Source organism: Colwellia sp. Arc7-D (assembly GCF_003061515.1).
Classification (GTDB): domain Bacteria; phylum Pseudomonadota; class Gammaproteobacteria; order Enterobacterales; family Alteromonadaceae; genus Cognaticolwellia.
This window is the reverse complement of record NZ_CP028924.1, coordinates 4,227,151-4,241,947: the sequence shown is the minus strand read 5'-3', so window position 1 is coordinate 4,241,947 and position 14,797 is coordinate 4,227,151. Positions and strand designations below refer to the sequence as shown.

Sequence of the window (14,797 nt, the reverse complement as noted above, 5' to 3'; positions counted from 1 at the left end):
TTCGCTGTTTGCTAATGTGATATGTTTTTGATAGCCGGTTAGCAACTCTTTCCATGTTCTATATGATAAGAAATCACAACTGAGTTAGTCGCTCTATTAATGAAGAGCTCAGCAGCTTTAATGCCTTTTTCTTCACTATTTTGATGCACAGTAGTTATTGGTGGTGTCGAGCGTAAAGCTTCATCAATTCCGTCAAAGCCAACCACTCTAATATCTTCAGGAACCTTAAGACCCATTGCGTGAATTTCTTTAACTGCCGCCAAGGCAATAATATCACTCATGCAAAGTAAAACATCAGGACGAGGGATTGATGTTAGTGCTTCTTTAGCCGCAATTAATGCAAAATGATGATTACTTTTAGGAAGATTCCAAACACGATCTGATCTTAAATTAACATTCGAATCTTTAAGTGCTTGTCTGTAGCCATTTAAACGCTGATGAGAGATAGAACACATAGCATTACTAGATGTGGGTAATTCATATACACGACAAGTTAGATCTGACTCTAGTAGCCTTAAGCCTAATATAGCAACTTCATCATCGGTTGATTTAATAGCCAGTTTTGCAATCTCATAAGCCGCTTTTTCATTGTCTATTCCAACAGAAGCATTTCGGTCTATATCAAAGTCGGCAGTGACGACTTTTTTCGAGGTTACTCTTAGCTGTTCTATTAATTCAGGATTTCTAGGTGAGCCATAACAAATAAAGCCATCAACAAAATCAGCAACAGAATTAATGTTATCTGATATACCTGAAAACAAAAGTAAGTTAACTTTATTCTTTTCTAAAACCGACGACACACCCTTAACAAAGTCACTTGCTACAGGGTCTGTTACCATATATTCAAGGCTATCAGGCAGCACTAAAGCCACAATATTAGACTGACCTTTTCTTAACGATTGGGCTGCTTTATTTGGACCTGAATATCCTAATTTTTTGCACGACTCCAGAATATCAATGCGTTTGTTTTTGGATAGTTGGTCAGGTCTATTGAACGCATTTGAAACGGTGGCATTTGATACACCCAGTTCTTTAGCAACACTTTTAAGCGTCCAAACTTTCTTGTCAATCATGTTTACCTTTTACCGTTATTTTAATAAAAAATCAGCAACTATAGAGTTACTGATTAGTATACTACTGATTTTAAAATATAAAAAACGCTGTATTAATATCTATTTAGCATTATATGTAATACATCATTACTTAAGACAAGTTCAATAGGTTATTTAAGCTGATAGTACGAGAGCTATTATCTTCATTTATTTCAATATGTGCGTTATTTTCTACTAAATCAACCATTAGCGTGATGTTCTGCTGCTCGTATTTCCACGACATTTTCAATGTGGATTTTTCACTGACAATCGAAAACTCACCATTAAAAGCTGCACAATTATTACGTAATTGAATAAGTTCGATCATCGCTATGGTAAACGGTTTCTTTAGCGCTTCTTCAATATCGGTAATATCAAGGTACGGACGATTAATATCCCTACCAACATTCGAATTAGATAATAAGTCCATGGCATTTTTCTCAGCCAACAAACCTGCGTAATATACCTGCGGTGTTCCAGGTGCAAAAAACTGAATAGCTCTGGCAACTAAATAGTCAAAATCACTTTGGCCAAGTGCATCGTAATAAGTACAATTTACTTGATATAAATCGACATTACTCGCGGCGGCTCCTGTTGCTTTTTGGCTCTCACCAGCGCTGTTTAGGTGAATAGTTTCCACGAGATTATCAATTTCATGATTACTGAGTAAGCCTGGTTTACCATTCATAGGTCCCACATCAATGATACCGATGCCATCGTGTGTATCTAAAACGGTAATACAATTTTTGGGTGAAACATTTAACCATTTTGCTAGTGCAGTAAAGTCTTTAGTAAAAATGCTGTGTAACACTAAAGGCGGTAAAGCAAAGTCATATACTCGGTCAACTCGCTGTGCAATTTCAATTTGAGTTTGATAATAAGAATGAATTTCTACTAGAGTTTCAATACCTAAATCATTTGCTGCTTTACTTAGCTCATCAATGAACTCAAAGGTTTCATCTAGCATAAAGCAACTGGTGCCTGCTTTTTTCAGCGCATAACCTGCCGCATCTAAGCGGATCATTTTAATATTATTTTCAGAAAATGTTTTTAAAATACGAATTAAATATTCTTTACCTTTCTCTGATGTAATGTCTATATCTATTTGATTATCAGTAAACGTTGTCCAAAAATCGGCACTTTCATTATTAGGTAGCGCAAAGTTAGTAAAGCAACTGCCAGGCCTAGGGCGGTATATTTTGTCTGCTTCACTTTTACTTAAGCCGTCAGGGAACACTTTATCTTTTGTTAAAAACAGATCCCAATACGGAGATTTTTGACCATGCTGTAATACACTTTTAAATTCTTTAGACTTAGCCGACATGTGATTAACAATAAGGTCGGCCATTAATTCATGTCCTTCACCTAATGCTTTTATATCGTTCCAATTACCTAATCGGCTGTCAACTTGGGTGTGATCTATCGGGTCGAAACCTGCATCACTTCCGTCAATAGGGAAATAAAATGGCAATAAATGAATACCAGAGAATAAATCTGCTAGCTGATCATTTAAAATGTTGTTTAATGTTTTAGTGTCTGAACCGGTTAACCTATCAATGTAGGTGATTAGCTGAACATTATTTTTCATAACTTTACCATTTAATTTCAAGTTGCATCTTAATCGATTAAGGCTTATGTTTATATACTATGCAACTTTAATCAAGAATAATTTTTATTTTTTAAGTTGTTAAGATGATAAGAATAGAATACGCATTGAGTAAGGTGTTAATTTTTAGCTATTATTTTGCTAAAAGCCCTTTATTAAATCAATAGGATATAGCGAGTCTATATGCATTTGCTTCTTTATTTGATAAAGCGTTTTATAATTTTGGCTCAGTTAGCTTAAAAACTATCAACAATAAAAATCAATTGTATTGCATGGTCAAATATACACACTACAAAGCGTTAACTGTGCTGTTAACCTTTGCTTAGTGTGGTGTTAAGAGTGTAGTTTGGGGGATTATAATTATGACAACAAAATTTAATACGGAGCCATTATCTTTTAAAGAAAAGGTAGGTTATGGCATGGGAGATATGGCTTCAAACTTCTATATGGGGTTCTTTGCGCTGTTCCTGCTTTATTATTACACGGATGTGTACGGTATTTCTGCTGCTGCGGCAGCAACCATGTTATTAGTGACAAAAGTAATTGATGCCATTAGTGATCCTGCAATGGGCTTACTTGCTGATCGCACAACCACTAAGTGGGGTAAGTACCGCCCTTACTTGCTTTGGATGGCAATTCCTTATGCATTGCTTGGTTACCTTTTATTCTTAGGGCCTGAATTTGGTGACACCGGTAAATTAATTTTTGCTTACGTATCTTATTCATTGGTGATGTTGGCCTATACCGCGATTAATGTTCCTTATTCAGGGCTCATGGCGGTTATTCATCCTGAATCAGGCGAACGGACTAAAGCGGCACAATTTAGATTTATTTTTGCCTCAATAGGCTCGCTAGTGGTTGGGGCTTCCGCTAAGCCTTTAGTTGAGTTTTTAGGTGGTGGCGATGAGCTACTTGGTTTTCGCTTAACTATCATTTTATTTGCAGTGCTTTCCGTCGCCGTTTTTTGGTATACCTTTGCAGTTACCAGAGAAAGAGTAATGCCTAAAAAGCATGAGGCTAGTATCAAAGATGATATATCAACTTTATTAAAGAACAAGTCTTGGTTGATACTGGTTGGTACTGGGGTTTTTGTTGTTGTTGGCTTGGTTGCACGTTTTGCGTCAATCGCTTATTACACCAAATACTATATGAATGACGACGGAAGTAATGTGTTTTTGTGGATGGATCAAACCACATTTATTATTTCATGTGGTTTACTAGGGCAGCTATTTGGTGCGCTGATTACCCCTATGCTGGTCGCACGCTTTGAGAAACATAAATTAATGTTTGTTACTAATTTTTCCCATGCAATATTATTGTTTTTTGGCTTTACTATCTCCCCAGATAATGTCGCACTTACAACTATAGTTCACACCCTAGGGATTATTACCTTTGGTATTGCAATCACCTTGTTATTCACCATGTATACCGATTGTGTAGAGTACGGAGAGTGGAATACAGGTAACAATAGTGCAGGTTTAACGGTGTCAGCTTCTATGTTCTCATTGAAGTTTGGCTCTGCTGTAGGTGGTGCATTACCGGGTTTTATTCTTGCTGCATTTGGTTTTGTTGCTAATCAAACCCAAACATCTGAATCAATTGAAGGTATTCGTTACATGTTTAATATATTGCCCGCCGTATTCTTTTTGTTGGGAGCCGTGTTGATACTTTTCTATAAAATTGACCGTGCTCAATTAACACAAATTGAATGTGATTTAGCTGAGCGTCGCAGCTAAGCTAGCAAGGTTATATAATATAAAGGGCATAAGTGAAAATTTACTTATGCCCTTTATTCGTTAACAGCTTAAGTAATCAATAAGCTTGTATAGTAAAAGAACTGTATTTGAATAAACTGCCCCAGGCAAATACTGAGTTAAGACGTATAGCTATTCAAAATTGATCTACAATTCATAAACCAACAAAAGCTGCTAGTTGTTCTATCTAAAAATCATCTTAGTTATCAATAAATAATAACAATACAAAAATTAAATTTAAAAAGTGCTTGCAAAGTAATCACATTTTAAATAATAATTAACTTAATCGATTAAGTTAATTGCAGTATCAAACATAACTATTTTAATAATTAAAAACATACTATAAAAGCAACATGGGGTGACCAAATGCAACAGTTCACATATAAAAAATTACTATTGAGCACATTAACTTTAGCTATATGCTCAAGCTTAAGTGCCGCAGAAATAACCGATGAAGCCGCAGTAGAAAAAAAAGGCTTAGATTTTGAACGAATAGTTGTTACGGGTGCTGCAGGTAAAGGCTCTACAGTTATGGCATCAAGTGTCTCAGTAAGTAGCTTATCTGCTGACCAAATAGAAGTAACAACGCCGAGAAGTTCAGCCGAAGCCTTTAGATCAATCCCTGGTATTCGTTCTGAATCGTCTGGTGGTGAAGGTAACGCAAATATTGCTGTACGTGGTCTTCCTGTAGCTGCTGGTGGCGCAAAATTTCTACAATTACAAGAAGATGGATTACCCATTTTACAATTTGGTGATATAGCTTTTGGTAATGCCGATATTTTTCTTAGACTTGATAGTACAATGTCGTCAATCGAATCAATTCGTGGTGGCTCAGCCTCTACTCTCGCCACAAATGCTCCAGGCGGCATCATTAATATCATCAGTAAAACAGGTGAGTCTGATTCTGGCAGCGTAGCGACAACCATTGGTTTAGATTATGATCATACCCGTACCGATTTTGAGTTTGGCGGCGAGCTAAACGACAGCATGTATTTCCATCTTGGTGGTTTCTATCGTCAAGGTGAAGGACCAAGAGAAGCGGGTTATACCGGTAATAAAGGCGGACAAATTAAAGCCAACATTACTAAAGAATTTGATAAAGGTTACGTGAGACTTTATTACAAGTATTTGGATGATAAAACCATTGCTTACTTACCCATGCCAGCCAGTTCAAATGGCAAGTCAGTGGGTAGTTTCGACCCTTCATCTGATACGCCTCATTCGGCATATTTCACCTCAATATTGAGCACTGACGGTAATGGCAACCTTCGCCGTGCAGACATGCGTGATGGTATGAATCCAACGGTTGACTCTGTTGGTTTAGAAGCTGTATTTGACTTAGGTAATGACTGGTCGATTGAAAACAGATTTAGAACGTCAAGTACGAAAGGTAGTTTTACCTCGCCATTTCCTGAAAGCATTCAAGATAGCCAAACACTTGCTGATAGCTTAGCGGGTACAGGCGCGCAATTGACTTATGCTAATGGGCCTCAACAAGGTAGTGCTTATACTGGCGCTAACTTAATGCGTATTCATACCTTTGATGTTGAAATGAGCAACTTAGATTTTATGGTTAATGACTTAAAAATCTTAAAAACTATTGGTGATACCAACATCACTTTTGGTTATTACAAGTCATTACAAAATATCGAGCAATCATGGCTTTGGAATTCTTATTTATCAGAAGTGAAAGGCGACAACGCAGCACTTGTTAATGTTGCAGCGGCTGACGGTACAAGCTTTTCTGATAGTGGTTTAATTGCTTATGGTGTTCCAGCGTGGGGCAACTGTTGTACACGTAACTACGACCTTCAATATGATGTAACAGCACCTTATATTGCCATTAACTCAGTTTTTGGCGATTTTACTATCGATGCAAGTGTTCGTCATGACAGTGGTGAAGCCACAGGTACATATGCTGGTGCAGTGCAATCTGAAATAGACATGAACAGAGACGGCGAGATATCAGTGCCTGAAATGAGCGTATCTTCAGTAAATAATAGTGCGCCTTCTATTGTTAATTATGATTGGAGTTACACATCTTACTCAATTGGTGCTAACTACATTGTAAATGACGATTTAGCTGTTTTTGGCCGACTAAGCCATGGCGGTACCGCTAATGCTGACCGTTTAGCTTTCGGTAAAATTGCAGCTGATGGCTCAGTAGCCGATGAAGATGCTGTTGATGAAGTTGACCAATTCGAAGCCGGCATTAAGTTTCGCCAAGATAAACTATCGGTATTTGCGACGGCTTTCTTTGCTGAAACACAAGAGCAAAATTTTGAAGCAACAAGCCAAAAATTCTTTGACCGTGTATATGAATCATATGGTCTTGAGTTAGAAAGTGCTTACTACATTGGTGATTTTGACATTCGCGGTAATGTTACTTGGACTGATGCAGAAATCACCAAAGACGGTGTTAACTCAGCTTCAGTGGGAAATACTCCAAGAAGACAAGCTGACTTTGTTTATTCACTTACTACTCGCTATAACTTTGAGCAAGGCTCTGCGGGTCTTAGTTTAATAGGTACTTCAGAAGCTTATGCGCAAGATGGTGGTGATCAAAGTGCAGACGATATCCTTAAATTTGATGGCTACACGCAAGTAAATGCCTTCGCTCAATATTACCTTTCAGACACGTTTAGCATTGCTTTAAATGTTAATAATCTGTTTGACACTACAGGTATAACAGAAGCTGAAGAAGGTAACATTCCTGCGAATGATATTATCAGAGCAAGAACGATTAATGGCAGAACAAGTAGTATTACGCTTAAATACGACTTTTAATTTGTCATTAACAACGAAAGACACAATGCAGTAAGAACAAGCCCATTTTATATGGGCTTTTTTTTAGGTTTATTCACTGAATTGATAATAAAATTTTATAATATCAGTGTAAAGTCGCGATGATACTTATAGATTATATAAAGGTTTTATCTATTTAGTTTGTTAATGCCATATTAACTATACCAATACAAATAAATAAAAAAGTCATTATCTACCAGCATAATCATCTTGTTGTAAAAACACATCAACAGCCCTGATCCACTTTAATTAAAACAACCATGATGAGATTCCTACCTCTGCAAGTTATACAAACTTGTCTGTAAAAATTTCAATAGAATAATATAAAGTTATAAAGCTAATAATTTTAAATTATATTAATAATGATTATTAACAGTGACTTAAGTTATTTGTTAGGTTTGGCACGAATAAAGCATTAAGTACTACGTAGTTTGAAACTAAATTAATTCAAGGGGAATACTATGTTGAACTGGGCACTTACATTTTTAGTTGTTGCGATCGTTGCTGCAATATTTGGTTTTGGTGGTATCGCAGGAACAGCAGCAGGTATTGCTAAAATTATATTCTTCATCTTCGTTGTACTATTGGTTATCTCATTAATCGCTAATGCCATCCGTGGTAAATCACCAAAAATTTAAGGAAAAAATTATGACTTTTATAAAAAAATTATCAACAACAATGATCACACTTGTAGCGGTATTAGGTTTAGCCGCATGTACTGGCGACAAAGCGGAAACAGCGGGTGAAAAAGTAGATGAAATGGCACATGACGCTGGAAATGCTATGAAAGATGCAGGTGATAAAATGGGCGATATGGCCACTGATGCAGGCAATGCTATTGAAGATGCCTGTGAAGAAGCAAAAGAAGGTGTAAACGCTAAAGATACAGACTGTTAAGCGTTAATTCGATAATTACATCAAAAGGCCTATATAGGCCTTTTTTATTGCCTATCTGAACATTTATTCAAGTTATGTAGGTAAATATTTCACTTGTTTATATAGTTACTGTTCTATAATGAAATTGAGAAGCTCTCGTTAGTTAATATTTTTCAGTAGGTTATAAATAAAGCATATATTGGTACAAAAAACGCTTATGTATGTGTAGTTTGTAACTTATTAATTTGAGAAATATATTATGTTAAGTTGGGCATTCACTTTTTAGTTGTTGCTATTATTGCAGTAATATTCGATTTTGGTGGTATCGTTGGCGCAGCAGCGGGTATTGCTAAAATTATATTTTTTATTTTCGTTGTATTGTTGGTTATCTCATTAATTATCAATACAATTCGTGGTAAAACAAACCACCAAAAATTTAGGGAAAAACACATGACTTTTATTAAAAAATTATCAACCACACTTATTTTCTTTGTCGCAATGTTTGGCTTAACAGCTTGTAGTGAAAAAGATGCAGAAAAAGCAGGTGACAAAGTTGAAGAAGCCGTTAAAGGTGCTGGCAATATGGCTAAAGATGCTGGTGATAAACTAAATGAAATGAAAAAAGATGCCGGTAACGCACTTGATTCCGCGGGCGAAAAAGCAAGTGAAATGAAAGAAGATGCTGGTGAAGCGATTGAAGGTGCTGGCGAAAAAGTAAGTGAAATGGCAAGCGATGCGGGTCATAAGTTAGATGAAATGAAAACCAGTGTTAGCGATAAATTTGGTGGAATGAAAAAAGACGCAAGTAACGCCATTGAAGATGCTTGTGAAGAAGTTAAAGAAGGCGTAGACGCTGAAGATGACGATTGTTAATTATAGTTTGACCCGTCCTAGTATGGGTTGACAGTAATTGAATTAAAAAAGGCCTATATAGGCCTTTTTTTCGTTCAATAATAAAATAAATTTTACTCGGTTAACTGGTCGTTCCTAACCATTTTGATAACTACTCCTGCGTTACTTTGAAGATTGTTATTCATTTAAGAATATAGCTTCTGATATCAACAAACCCTCAATGTCAGCTAAAAGAGTGACAATTGCTGTTTTCATCGATGAAAACGACCACATCACCCCTTGTTTGGTTAAGTTTTCTAACTAGCAATCAAAGCTTAAAAAGGCTGGTTCAATGTTGAATACTTTCTGGTACTGAGTTCTTAAATCTTATTGGTTTATTTTTTACTTTTAATTATTGAAATATATGAATAAAAAATTAGTTTTAACTATTTTTTAAATTAATTTGGAATAAATATCACACGTTAGCCGTTATCTCAGTGTCATTAACATAAACAGACATTAGAGGAAGCAAACATGACTAAATTAAATAAAATTGCACAAGTATTGGTATTAAGTGGTATGAGTTGTTGGGTAAGTATCGCGCAAGCCGCTGATATTGAAATTAGCCAAAACACCCAAGTTAACCAAGAAACTAAAGTTTCTCAGCAAGTAGATAGTTCTGATAACTCAGCTCAAATGTCGACACAATCTGATACTTCAGTTGAAAGCGATACGCAAGCTAAGGCTAACAGTGAGGAAGCGAATGCTTCAGAGTCTGCGCCGAACGAAAATGAAGATCAGCCTTCGAGTAACGCAACGAATATCAGTACTGCAGGCGTTTTAGATAACAATAGTGAGTTGAACAATAGCCTATCAAATAATGTTGGCGAAAATATCAGTGTTATCTCTGGTGCGACAGCAACGTTAGCTCAGTCACTTAATCAAGTAACAAGCATAGCATTTCCAACGTTACCCGAAAGTGAAGTACCAGAAGAGTCTGACGCAATCACATCAAACGAAGCGTTAGCAACACCTGAACTTGCCGCATTAAATCCAAATATTGATAGCGCTACTTCTTTTGTTAACAGCTCAGCAGTAGCCACTCAACTTTCAGGCAATGTCGTAAACAATACCTTAGTAGATACAGCATCAAGCTTGAGTCAGTCACTTAGCCAAACAACAAGTGCAAATTTGTTAGCCTTACCAGAAAATGGCACAGCAGAAGAAACTGAAGAAGTTGTACCTAGTGAAACGATGATAACACCTGAAAATGTGGCCCTAAACCCTACTATTGATAACGCCAATTCATTTGCTAACACGTCGCAAGTATCTCAGCAAATATCAAGTAATGTGCAAAATATCGTATCGTTAGATGCTGCAGGTCAAACTACGCAAGTCATTGAGCAAACGGTGACCGCTAATGTTGCCGATGCCATCACTTCAAATACTCAAACGGCAATCACTGAAAACGTTAATAGCCAGATCAACAATGTTGTTACTGAGCAAATTAACACCGAGCTAGCTGCAGCAACGGCAGCTGAAGTCACTAATAGCTTGGTAAATAACTTAGATATTGGATTATAAATTTAAAAAATGCTTTAAGCGCGCCAGCAACCCTGGCGCTTTTTTATTTGAGGTGATTGAGATGAAATATATTTTAAGTAGTTTAGCGTGTGCAATAAGTATGCAACTATCGGCGGCAACGTCAGAGCCAGTAAGTGTTAAAGGTGAGGTTTCTTTAGGTATTATCAGTAACTCTGCGCTGAGTGTTGATGAGCTTGATGAGGTTTCTTCACAAGGCGATAGCGGCTTGGAAAAAACCGCAGCGGTTACCGGACTTTGGAAAATCAATGATAAAGCGAAATTAGCGGCTTCATATCGTTATAATGAACAAGATTACCAAGAGTTTGATGCTTTTGACTTAGCCTTACATCAAATTAGTGTTGATGGGAGTTATCAATGGCGTAAAAAAGATCTAGGTTTACGCTATGATGGCGCAAAAGCCAAACTAGATGGAGAGACGTTTTTAAATTTTCAACAAGCCAGCATTTACTTAGGTACTTTTCTTCAACCACAAACGTTTTTGCGTACTAGCGCCAAGGTTAAAAGTAAAAAGTTTGCGGTTATGTCTAACCGTAATGCCGACGGCTATGGTGCTAGTGCTGAATTGTTCCACTTTATTAACGACGGTGACATTATGTTTATGCTCGGCGTTAGTGCAGACAAGGAAACCGCTACTGATGCGCGATTTAATTATAGTGGTTATGGGGTGAACATTAAGCTTTCGCAAAAATTTGAATTATTTGGCTTAGCGCAAAAAGCTGCAATAGGCTGGCGCTTTCAATCGAAAGACTTTCAAGCATATAACAATGATGATATGCCCAGTCAGCTTGAATCGAAAGCAGATGAACATAGAAATATTTTTCAAGCGCAATGGCAATTAGAACTTAACAAACATCTAGCGCTGGTTAGTAAGCTTGAATATGGTGATTACCGCTCGCAACTTGATAGCCAAACCTATAGTCAAACAACCTCTTCATTGTCGATTAAAGTACAATTTTAGCGGCGTAATATCGCGCCTATACCGTAAATAGGGTCCTTGCCTTTAGGGCCCAAATCTACGGCTGATACATTTAGCTTATCTAATATTTTTTTCTTATCTTTACCATACGTTGCGGTTAAACAGGCTATTGCGGCTGTAACCTGTGGCGCGGCGATCGATGTACCAGACTCCCGACCAATACGTTGACCGCTTTTGGCGGTTAATACATTAACACCTAATGCCGAGTAGTCGACATAATCGCCTCGATTTGACCAACGATAAGCTTGTTGATTTTTGTCTATTGCACTAACCGCAATTACATCTTGATAAGCAGCCGGGTACATAGGCGGAGCCGCAGGGCCTTCATTGCCTGCAGCGGCAATGACTATAGCGCCTTTTGCGATAGCGGCGTTGAGTACACTATGTAAAATTTGATTATCAGGCCCAGCCAAACTCATATTAATCACAGTCACGTTTTGCTCTAGCAGCCAATTTATACCAGAGATGATGGCCGATAAAGTCGCGCCCTGGGCGTAATCTGATTGTTGATAAAATACTTGCGCGGAATATACTTTACCTTTCGGCAAAAGTGGTACTAATTGTTTACTTTCCCCGACCAATAAACTGGCGATTACGGTACCGTGTTGCACTGATGCATTTAAGTCATCAGGTAAAAAGGATTTTTCAGTAATATCAGCACTTTTAAAAGCACTATGTTTTGTGTCAATCGCACTATCAACTATGCCAACCTTTACGTCGAAATCACATGCTGGAATAGTGTTGTTTAGTGATTTAATGCTCTTATTGGCTAGGTTTACTTCAGGTAGACTCGCTCGATTTTGTACTTGATAAATATGGTTTCTCGCTAAACTAAGCGCTGTTTGGTCTGAGAGGATATTACTTAACGCTTGTTTAGAATCAAAGGCGGCGGGCACGCTAAAGCGCAGCAATGCCAGGCCTAACCCGGTATATCGATATTCTGAAATAATTTGTGCACCATGTTCAATTAGGTGCTTTTTGCTTATATTGTCAGCTAAAAGTAGCCATTGTCCTTGAACAGCCCGCCAACCATCTTCTACTTCAACATCAAACCAAAGACTTTTACCTGCGGTGGTTGTTATTGCTAATGTGGCTGGCAAAGCATTAAGAGGCTCTGTAATGACTTTATCAATGTCGGGTAAAGCACTTAGCGCAAAAGGTGCTAACACTGGCGGGTTATCTAATCTCCGAGTAATATCGTTTGCTGTGCGCTCTATAACACTAACTTGTCCAATAACATTACCTGTAGACAATTGTTGAGCAGGAATAAATGTACTAAAAGCAGTAAGAAACATGGCGGTAATGGTTAAGGTTTTCATGTTAATCTTGAGCCTCAAAAATAAGTGTGGTGTTAATAAAACGTTTCAACTGAAAATATATTTCCTTTTATGGAATAAAAAACTTTTACACACGTCTTCTTAAGTAAGAGGAGTAAAAACATGCATAAAACCATTGAAAACATACTACCAATGCTAAGACGCTTTGCCTACTCATTAACGGGGAATGCTGCTGATGCAGACGACTTAGTGCAAACTACGTTGGAAAAAATACTAACAAAAGGCGTGCCTGCTGAAGTTGATGTCACTAAATGGGCATTTAAAGTTTGTCGCAATGTATGGATTGATGAATACCGTGCTCGTAAAGTTAGACAAAATGCTGTGCTTAAGCCTGAATTGCAAGAACCAAAAAGCATGGATGAACAGCAAGTATTCGACAGCAAAGAAATGCTAGGCCATGTTAATGTAGCGATGAATACGTTACCTGACGAACAGCGTGCTATTTTATCTTTAGTCGCGGTACAAGGTATGTCATATAAAGAGGTGGCATCATCAATGGAAATCCCGGTTGGTACTGTGATGAGTCGGTTATCGCGAGCGCGTGCCGCATTAGTGGATATGATGAAACCTTATCGATTAGGAGCAGACGCATGAAAATAAGTGATGAAATGTTAAGTGCTTTTTTAGATGCGGAACTTAGCGAAGAAGATATGGAAGCCGTACGTTGTGCGCTGGAAACTGATGACGATTTAGTGATGCGCTTAGCTGAATTAGCACAGGTAGATCATTGGGTGGTAGAAAATTCGGCCATTATGGATACAACACCTGTTGCTGATGATTTGTTGCAACTAGCTAAAAAAATTGATAAAAAAATAGCGCAAGATAAACCTTCAGTGACAGGGGAAATGTTGTTAGTTTGTCACGTTGGAAAAGTATCAATAAAAGCATACAAAAACATTATGCTTTAGCGGCCGGCGTTGCCATGCTATTTGGTGTTGGTACTGTAACTTTGATGCAATCACAGCAACAATCGTCAGTCATTACCGCAGGGGTAGCGCAAGCCTTAGATCAGGTGCCGAGTGGTGAAATGTCAATAACAACACAAGGCGATGCAATAACGGCAAATTTAAGTTTTACCAACCATGCAGGCGATTACTGTCGTCAGTTTCAACACGTAAACGAGCAAAAAACTAGCGTTAATATTGCCTGTAAAGAAAACACGCAATGGCAGCTTAAGCTAACAGAAAAAGTAAATCTGGCAGAAAATTTGGCAGATTATCGTACGGCGTCCAACAATGCTCAACTTGATAGCGCTATTGACGATATGATCAAAGGACCTGCTATGGATAGAGCTCAAGAACAACGAGCTATTACTAATAATTGGCAAACAACTAAAAATAACCGAGGTGAAAAATGAAAACACTTATTACAATTATTTTGATGACTTTACTGGTAACAGCTTGTTCTTCAAAGCCGGATTACCGTCCTGCAAATAAAGGTTCAGTGGGTTATAGTGAGCAAAAAATTACTAACGACAGGTTTCGTGTGCAGTTTAAAAGTGTCTCAACTAGTGTTGCCGACGCCGCAGATTATGCTTTATTAAGATCTGCTGAACTCACTCAAGCACAAGGCTTTGATTGGTTTGTAGTAACCAGTAAAGAAACTTTTGTTGAATCTGAAAAAGTTGAACCTGCTTCAGCTATTGGTTTGTCACGCCAACAACGCATTGAGCGCCGTTGTGGTTTATTAACATGTGAAACATACTCTCGCCCAACTAACGAGATAGGTGTGTCATTTAGTAGTGCTAATAGCCGCAAAGAAGTACACAGTATTTTAGAGATTCGCATGGGCAAAGGCGTTATGACTAACGAGTCAGGCTACAATGCTGCAGATGTAGTCGAGAACTTATCTAAAAAGTTAGAGACAAACGATAAATAACATCGTTTATTCGTCTTTTATATCTATGACATCGGATA

The 14,797-nt window shown here is 37.6% G+C and carries 13 protein-coding genes and 1 pseudogene; 11 read left to right on the top strand and 3 right to left on the bottom strand.

Annotated elements, in window-relative coordinates; genetic code table 11:
* Nucleotides 1–38 precede the first annotated feature (38 nt).
* Nucleotides 39–1,073 (bottom strand): LacI family DNA-binding transcriptional regulator, encoded by a 1,035-nt coding sequence (locus DBO93_RS18435; protein ID WP_108457642.1) that lies wholly within the window; start codon nucleotides 1,071–1,073, stop codon nucleotides 39–41.
* A gap of 130 nt (nucleotides 1,074–1,203) precedes the next feature.
* Complete coding sequence (gtfA, locus tag DBO93_RS18430) at nucleotides 1,204–2,679, bottom strand: sucrose phosphorylase (RefSeq protein ID WP_108457928.1); 1,476 nt, start codon at nucleotides 2,677–2,679, stop codon at nucleotides 1,204–1,206.
* Between the two features lie 380 nt (nucleotides 2,680–3,059).
* Here gtfA and DBO93_RS18425 point away from each other — a divergent pair, with 380 nt between their 5' ends.
* The 7 genes and pseudogenes from DBO93_RS18425 to DBO93_RS18395 all read left to right on the top strand — a co-directional run bounded on the left by DBO93_RS18425 (nucleotide 3,060) and on the right by DBO93_RS18395 (nucleotide 11,526).
* Nucleotides 3,060–4,433 (top strand): MFS transporter, encoded by a 1,374-nt coding sequence (locus DBO93_RS18425; RefSeq protein WP_108457641.1) that lies wholly within the window; start codon nucleotides 3,060–3,062, stop codon nucleotides 4,431–4,433.
* A gap of 384 nt (nucleotides 4,434–4,817) precedes the next feature.
* Nucleotides 4,818–7,238, top strand: a complete 2,421-nt coding sequence (locus tag DBO93_RS18420; protein ID WP_108457640.1) for a TonB-dependent receptor — start codon at nucleotides 4,818–4,820, stop codon at nucleotides 7,236–7,238.
* 479 nt (nucleotides 7,239–7,717) lie between these two features.
* Nucleotides 7,718–7,894: a DUF1328 domain-containing protein gene (locus tag DBO93_RS18415; protein ID WP_108457639.1), complete on the top strand. Its 177-nt coding sequence runs from the start codon at nucleotides 7,718–7,720 to the stop codon at nucleotides 7,892–7,894.
* 10 nt (nucleotides 7,895–7,904) lie between these two features.
* On the top strand, nucleotides 7,905–8,153 hold the full coding sequence (locus DBO93_RS18410) for a hypothetical protein (protein ID WP_108457638.1): 249 nt from the start codon (nucleotides 7,905–7,907) through the stop codon (nucleotides 8,151–8,153).
* A 246-nt stretch (nucleotides 8,154–8,399) separates the two neighbouring features.
* A pseudogene (locus DBO93_RS18800) lies at nucleotides 8,400–8,555 on the top strand (DUF1328 domain-containing protein); the annotation flags it as partial.
* A gap of 942 nt (nucleotides 8,556–9,497) precedes the next feature.
* Entirely contained in the window at nucleotides 9,498–10,547 is a 1,050-nt protein-coding gene (locus tag DBO93_RS18400; RefSeq protein WP_108457636.1) for a hypothetical protein, read from the top strand.
* Nucleotides 10,548–10,608: 61 nt separating this feature from the next.
* The gene (locus tag DBO93_RS18395) at nucleotides 10,609–11,526 is read left to right on the top strand and encodes a surface lipoprotein assembly modifier (RefSeq protein ID WP_162533831.1); all 918 of its coding nucleotides are present in this window, start codon (nucleotides 10,609–10,611) and stop codon (nucleotides 11,524–11,526) included.
* Here the strand turns inward: DBO93_RS18395 and DBO93_RS18390 are convergent.
* Nucleotides 11,523–12,863 (bottom strand): S8 family serine peptidase, encoded by a 1,341-nt coding sequence (locus tag DBO93_RS18390; RefSeq protein ID WP_108457634.1) that lies wholly within the window; start codon nucleotides 12,861–12,863, stop codon nucleotides 11,523–11,525. The genes DBO93_RS18395 and DBO93_RS18390 overlap by 4 nt on opposite strands.
* A gap of 120 nt (nucleotides 12,864–12,983) precedes the next feature.
* Between DBO93_RS18390 and DBO93_RS18385 the strand changes: the two genes are divergently transcribed.
* The 4 genes from DBO93_RS18385 to DBO93_RS18370 are packed head-to-tail and all read left to right on the top strand — an operon-like array spanning nucleotide 12,984 to nucleotide 14,759.
* A complete protein-coding gene (locus tag DBO93_RS18385) occupies nucleotides 12,984–13,475 on the top strand; it encodes an RNA polymerase sigma factor (RefSeq protein ID WP_108457633.1) in 492 nt (163 codons plus the stop codon).
* The gene (locus DBO93_RS18380; RefSeq protein ID WP_108457632.1) at nucleotides 13,472–13,789 is read left to right on the top strand and encodes a hypothetical protein; all 318 of its coding nucleotides are present in this window, start codon (nucleotides 13,472–13,474) and stop codon (nucleotides 13,787–13,789) included. Before DBO93_RS18385 ends, DBO93_RS18380 begins: the two co-directional genes overlap by 4 nt.
* Nucleotides 13,738–14,238 carry a hypothetical protein gene (locus DBO93_RS18375; protein WP_162533830.1) on the top strand — a complete coding sequence of 167 codons (501 nt, stop codon included), beginning with the start codon at nucleotides 13,738–13,740 and terminating at the stop codon, nucleotides 14,236–14,238. Before DBO93_RS18380 ends, DBO93_RS18375 begins: the two co-directional genes overlap by 52 nt.
* Nucleotides 14,235–14,759, top strand: coding sequence for a hypothetical protein (locus DBO93_RS18370; protein ID WP_108457630.1), 525 nt, complete (start codon nucleotides 14,235–14,237; stop codon nucleotides 14,757–14,759). Before DBO93_RS18375 ends, DBO93_RS18370 begins: the two co-directional genes overlap by 4 nt.
* Nucleotides 14,760–14,797 lie beyond the last annotated feature (38 nt).

Coding starts and splice junctions, on each gene's coding strand:
- DBO93_RS18435 (WP_108457642.1), bottom strand. CDS start 1,073: ATGATTGACAAGAAAGTTTGGACGCTTAAAAGTGTTGCTAAAGAACTG.
- gtfA (WP_108457928.1), bottom strand. CDS start 2,679: ATGAAAAATAATGTTCAGCTAATCACCTACATTGATAGGTTAACCGGT.
- DBO93_RS18425 (WP_108457641.1), top strand. CDS start 3,060: ATGACAACAAAATTTAATACGGAGCCATTATCTTTTAAAGAAAAGGTA.
- DBO93_RS18420 (WP_108457640.1), top strand. CDS start 4,818: ATGCAACAGTTCACATATAAAAAATTACTATTGAGCACATTAACTTTA.
- DBO93_RS18415 (WP_108457639.1), top strand. CDS start 7,718: ATGTTGAACTGGGCACTTACATTTTTAGTTGTTGCGATCGTTGCTGCA.
- DBO93_RS18410 (WP_108457638.1), top strand. CDS start 7,905: ATGACTTTTATAAAAAAATTATCAACAACAATGATCACACTTGTAGCG.
- DBO93_RS18400 (WP_108457636.1), top strand. CDS start 9,498: ATGACTAAATTAAATAAAATTGCACAAGTATTGGTATTAAGTGGTATG.
- DBO93_RS18395 (WP_162533831.1), top strand. CDS start 10,609: ATGAAATATATTTTAAGTAGTTTAGCGTGTGCAATAAGTATGCAACTA.
- DBO93_RS18390 (WP_108457634.1), bottom strand. CDS start 12,863: ATGAAAACCTTAACCATTACCGCCATGTTTCTTACTGCTTTTAGTACA.
- DBO93_RS18385 (WP_108457633.1), top strand. CDS start 12,984: ATGCATAAAACCATTGAAAACATACTACCAATGCTAAGACGCTTTGCC.
- DBO93_RS18380 (WP_108457632.1), top strand. CDS start 13,472: ATGAAAATAAGTGATGAAATGTTAAGTGCTTTTTTAGATGCGGAACTT.
- DBO93_RS18370 (WP_108457630.1), top strand. CDS start 14,235: ATGAAAACACTTATTACAATTATTTTGATGACTTTACTGGTAACAGCT.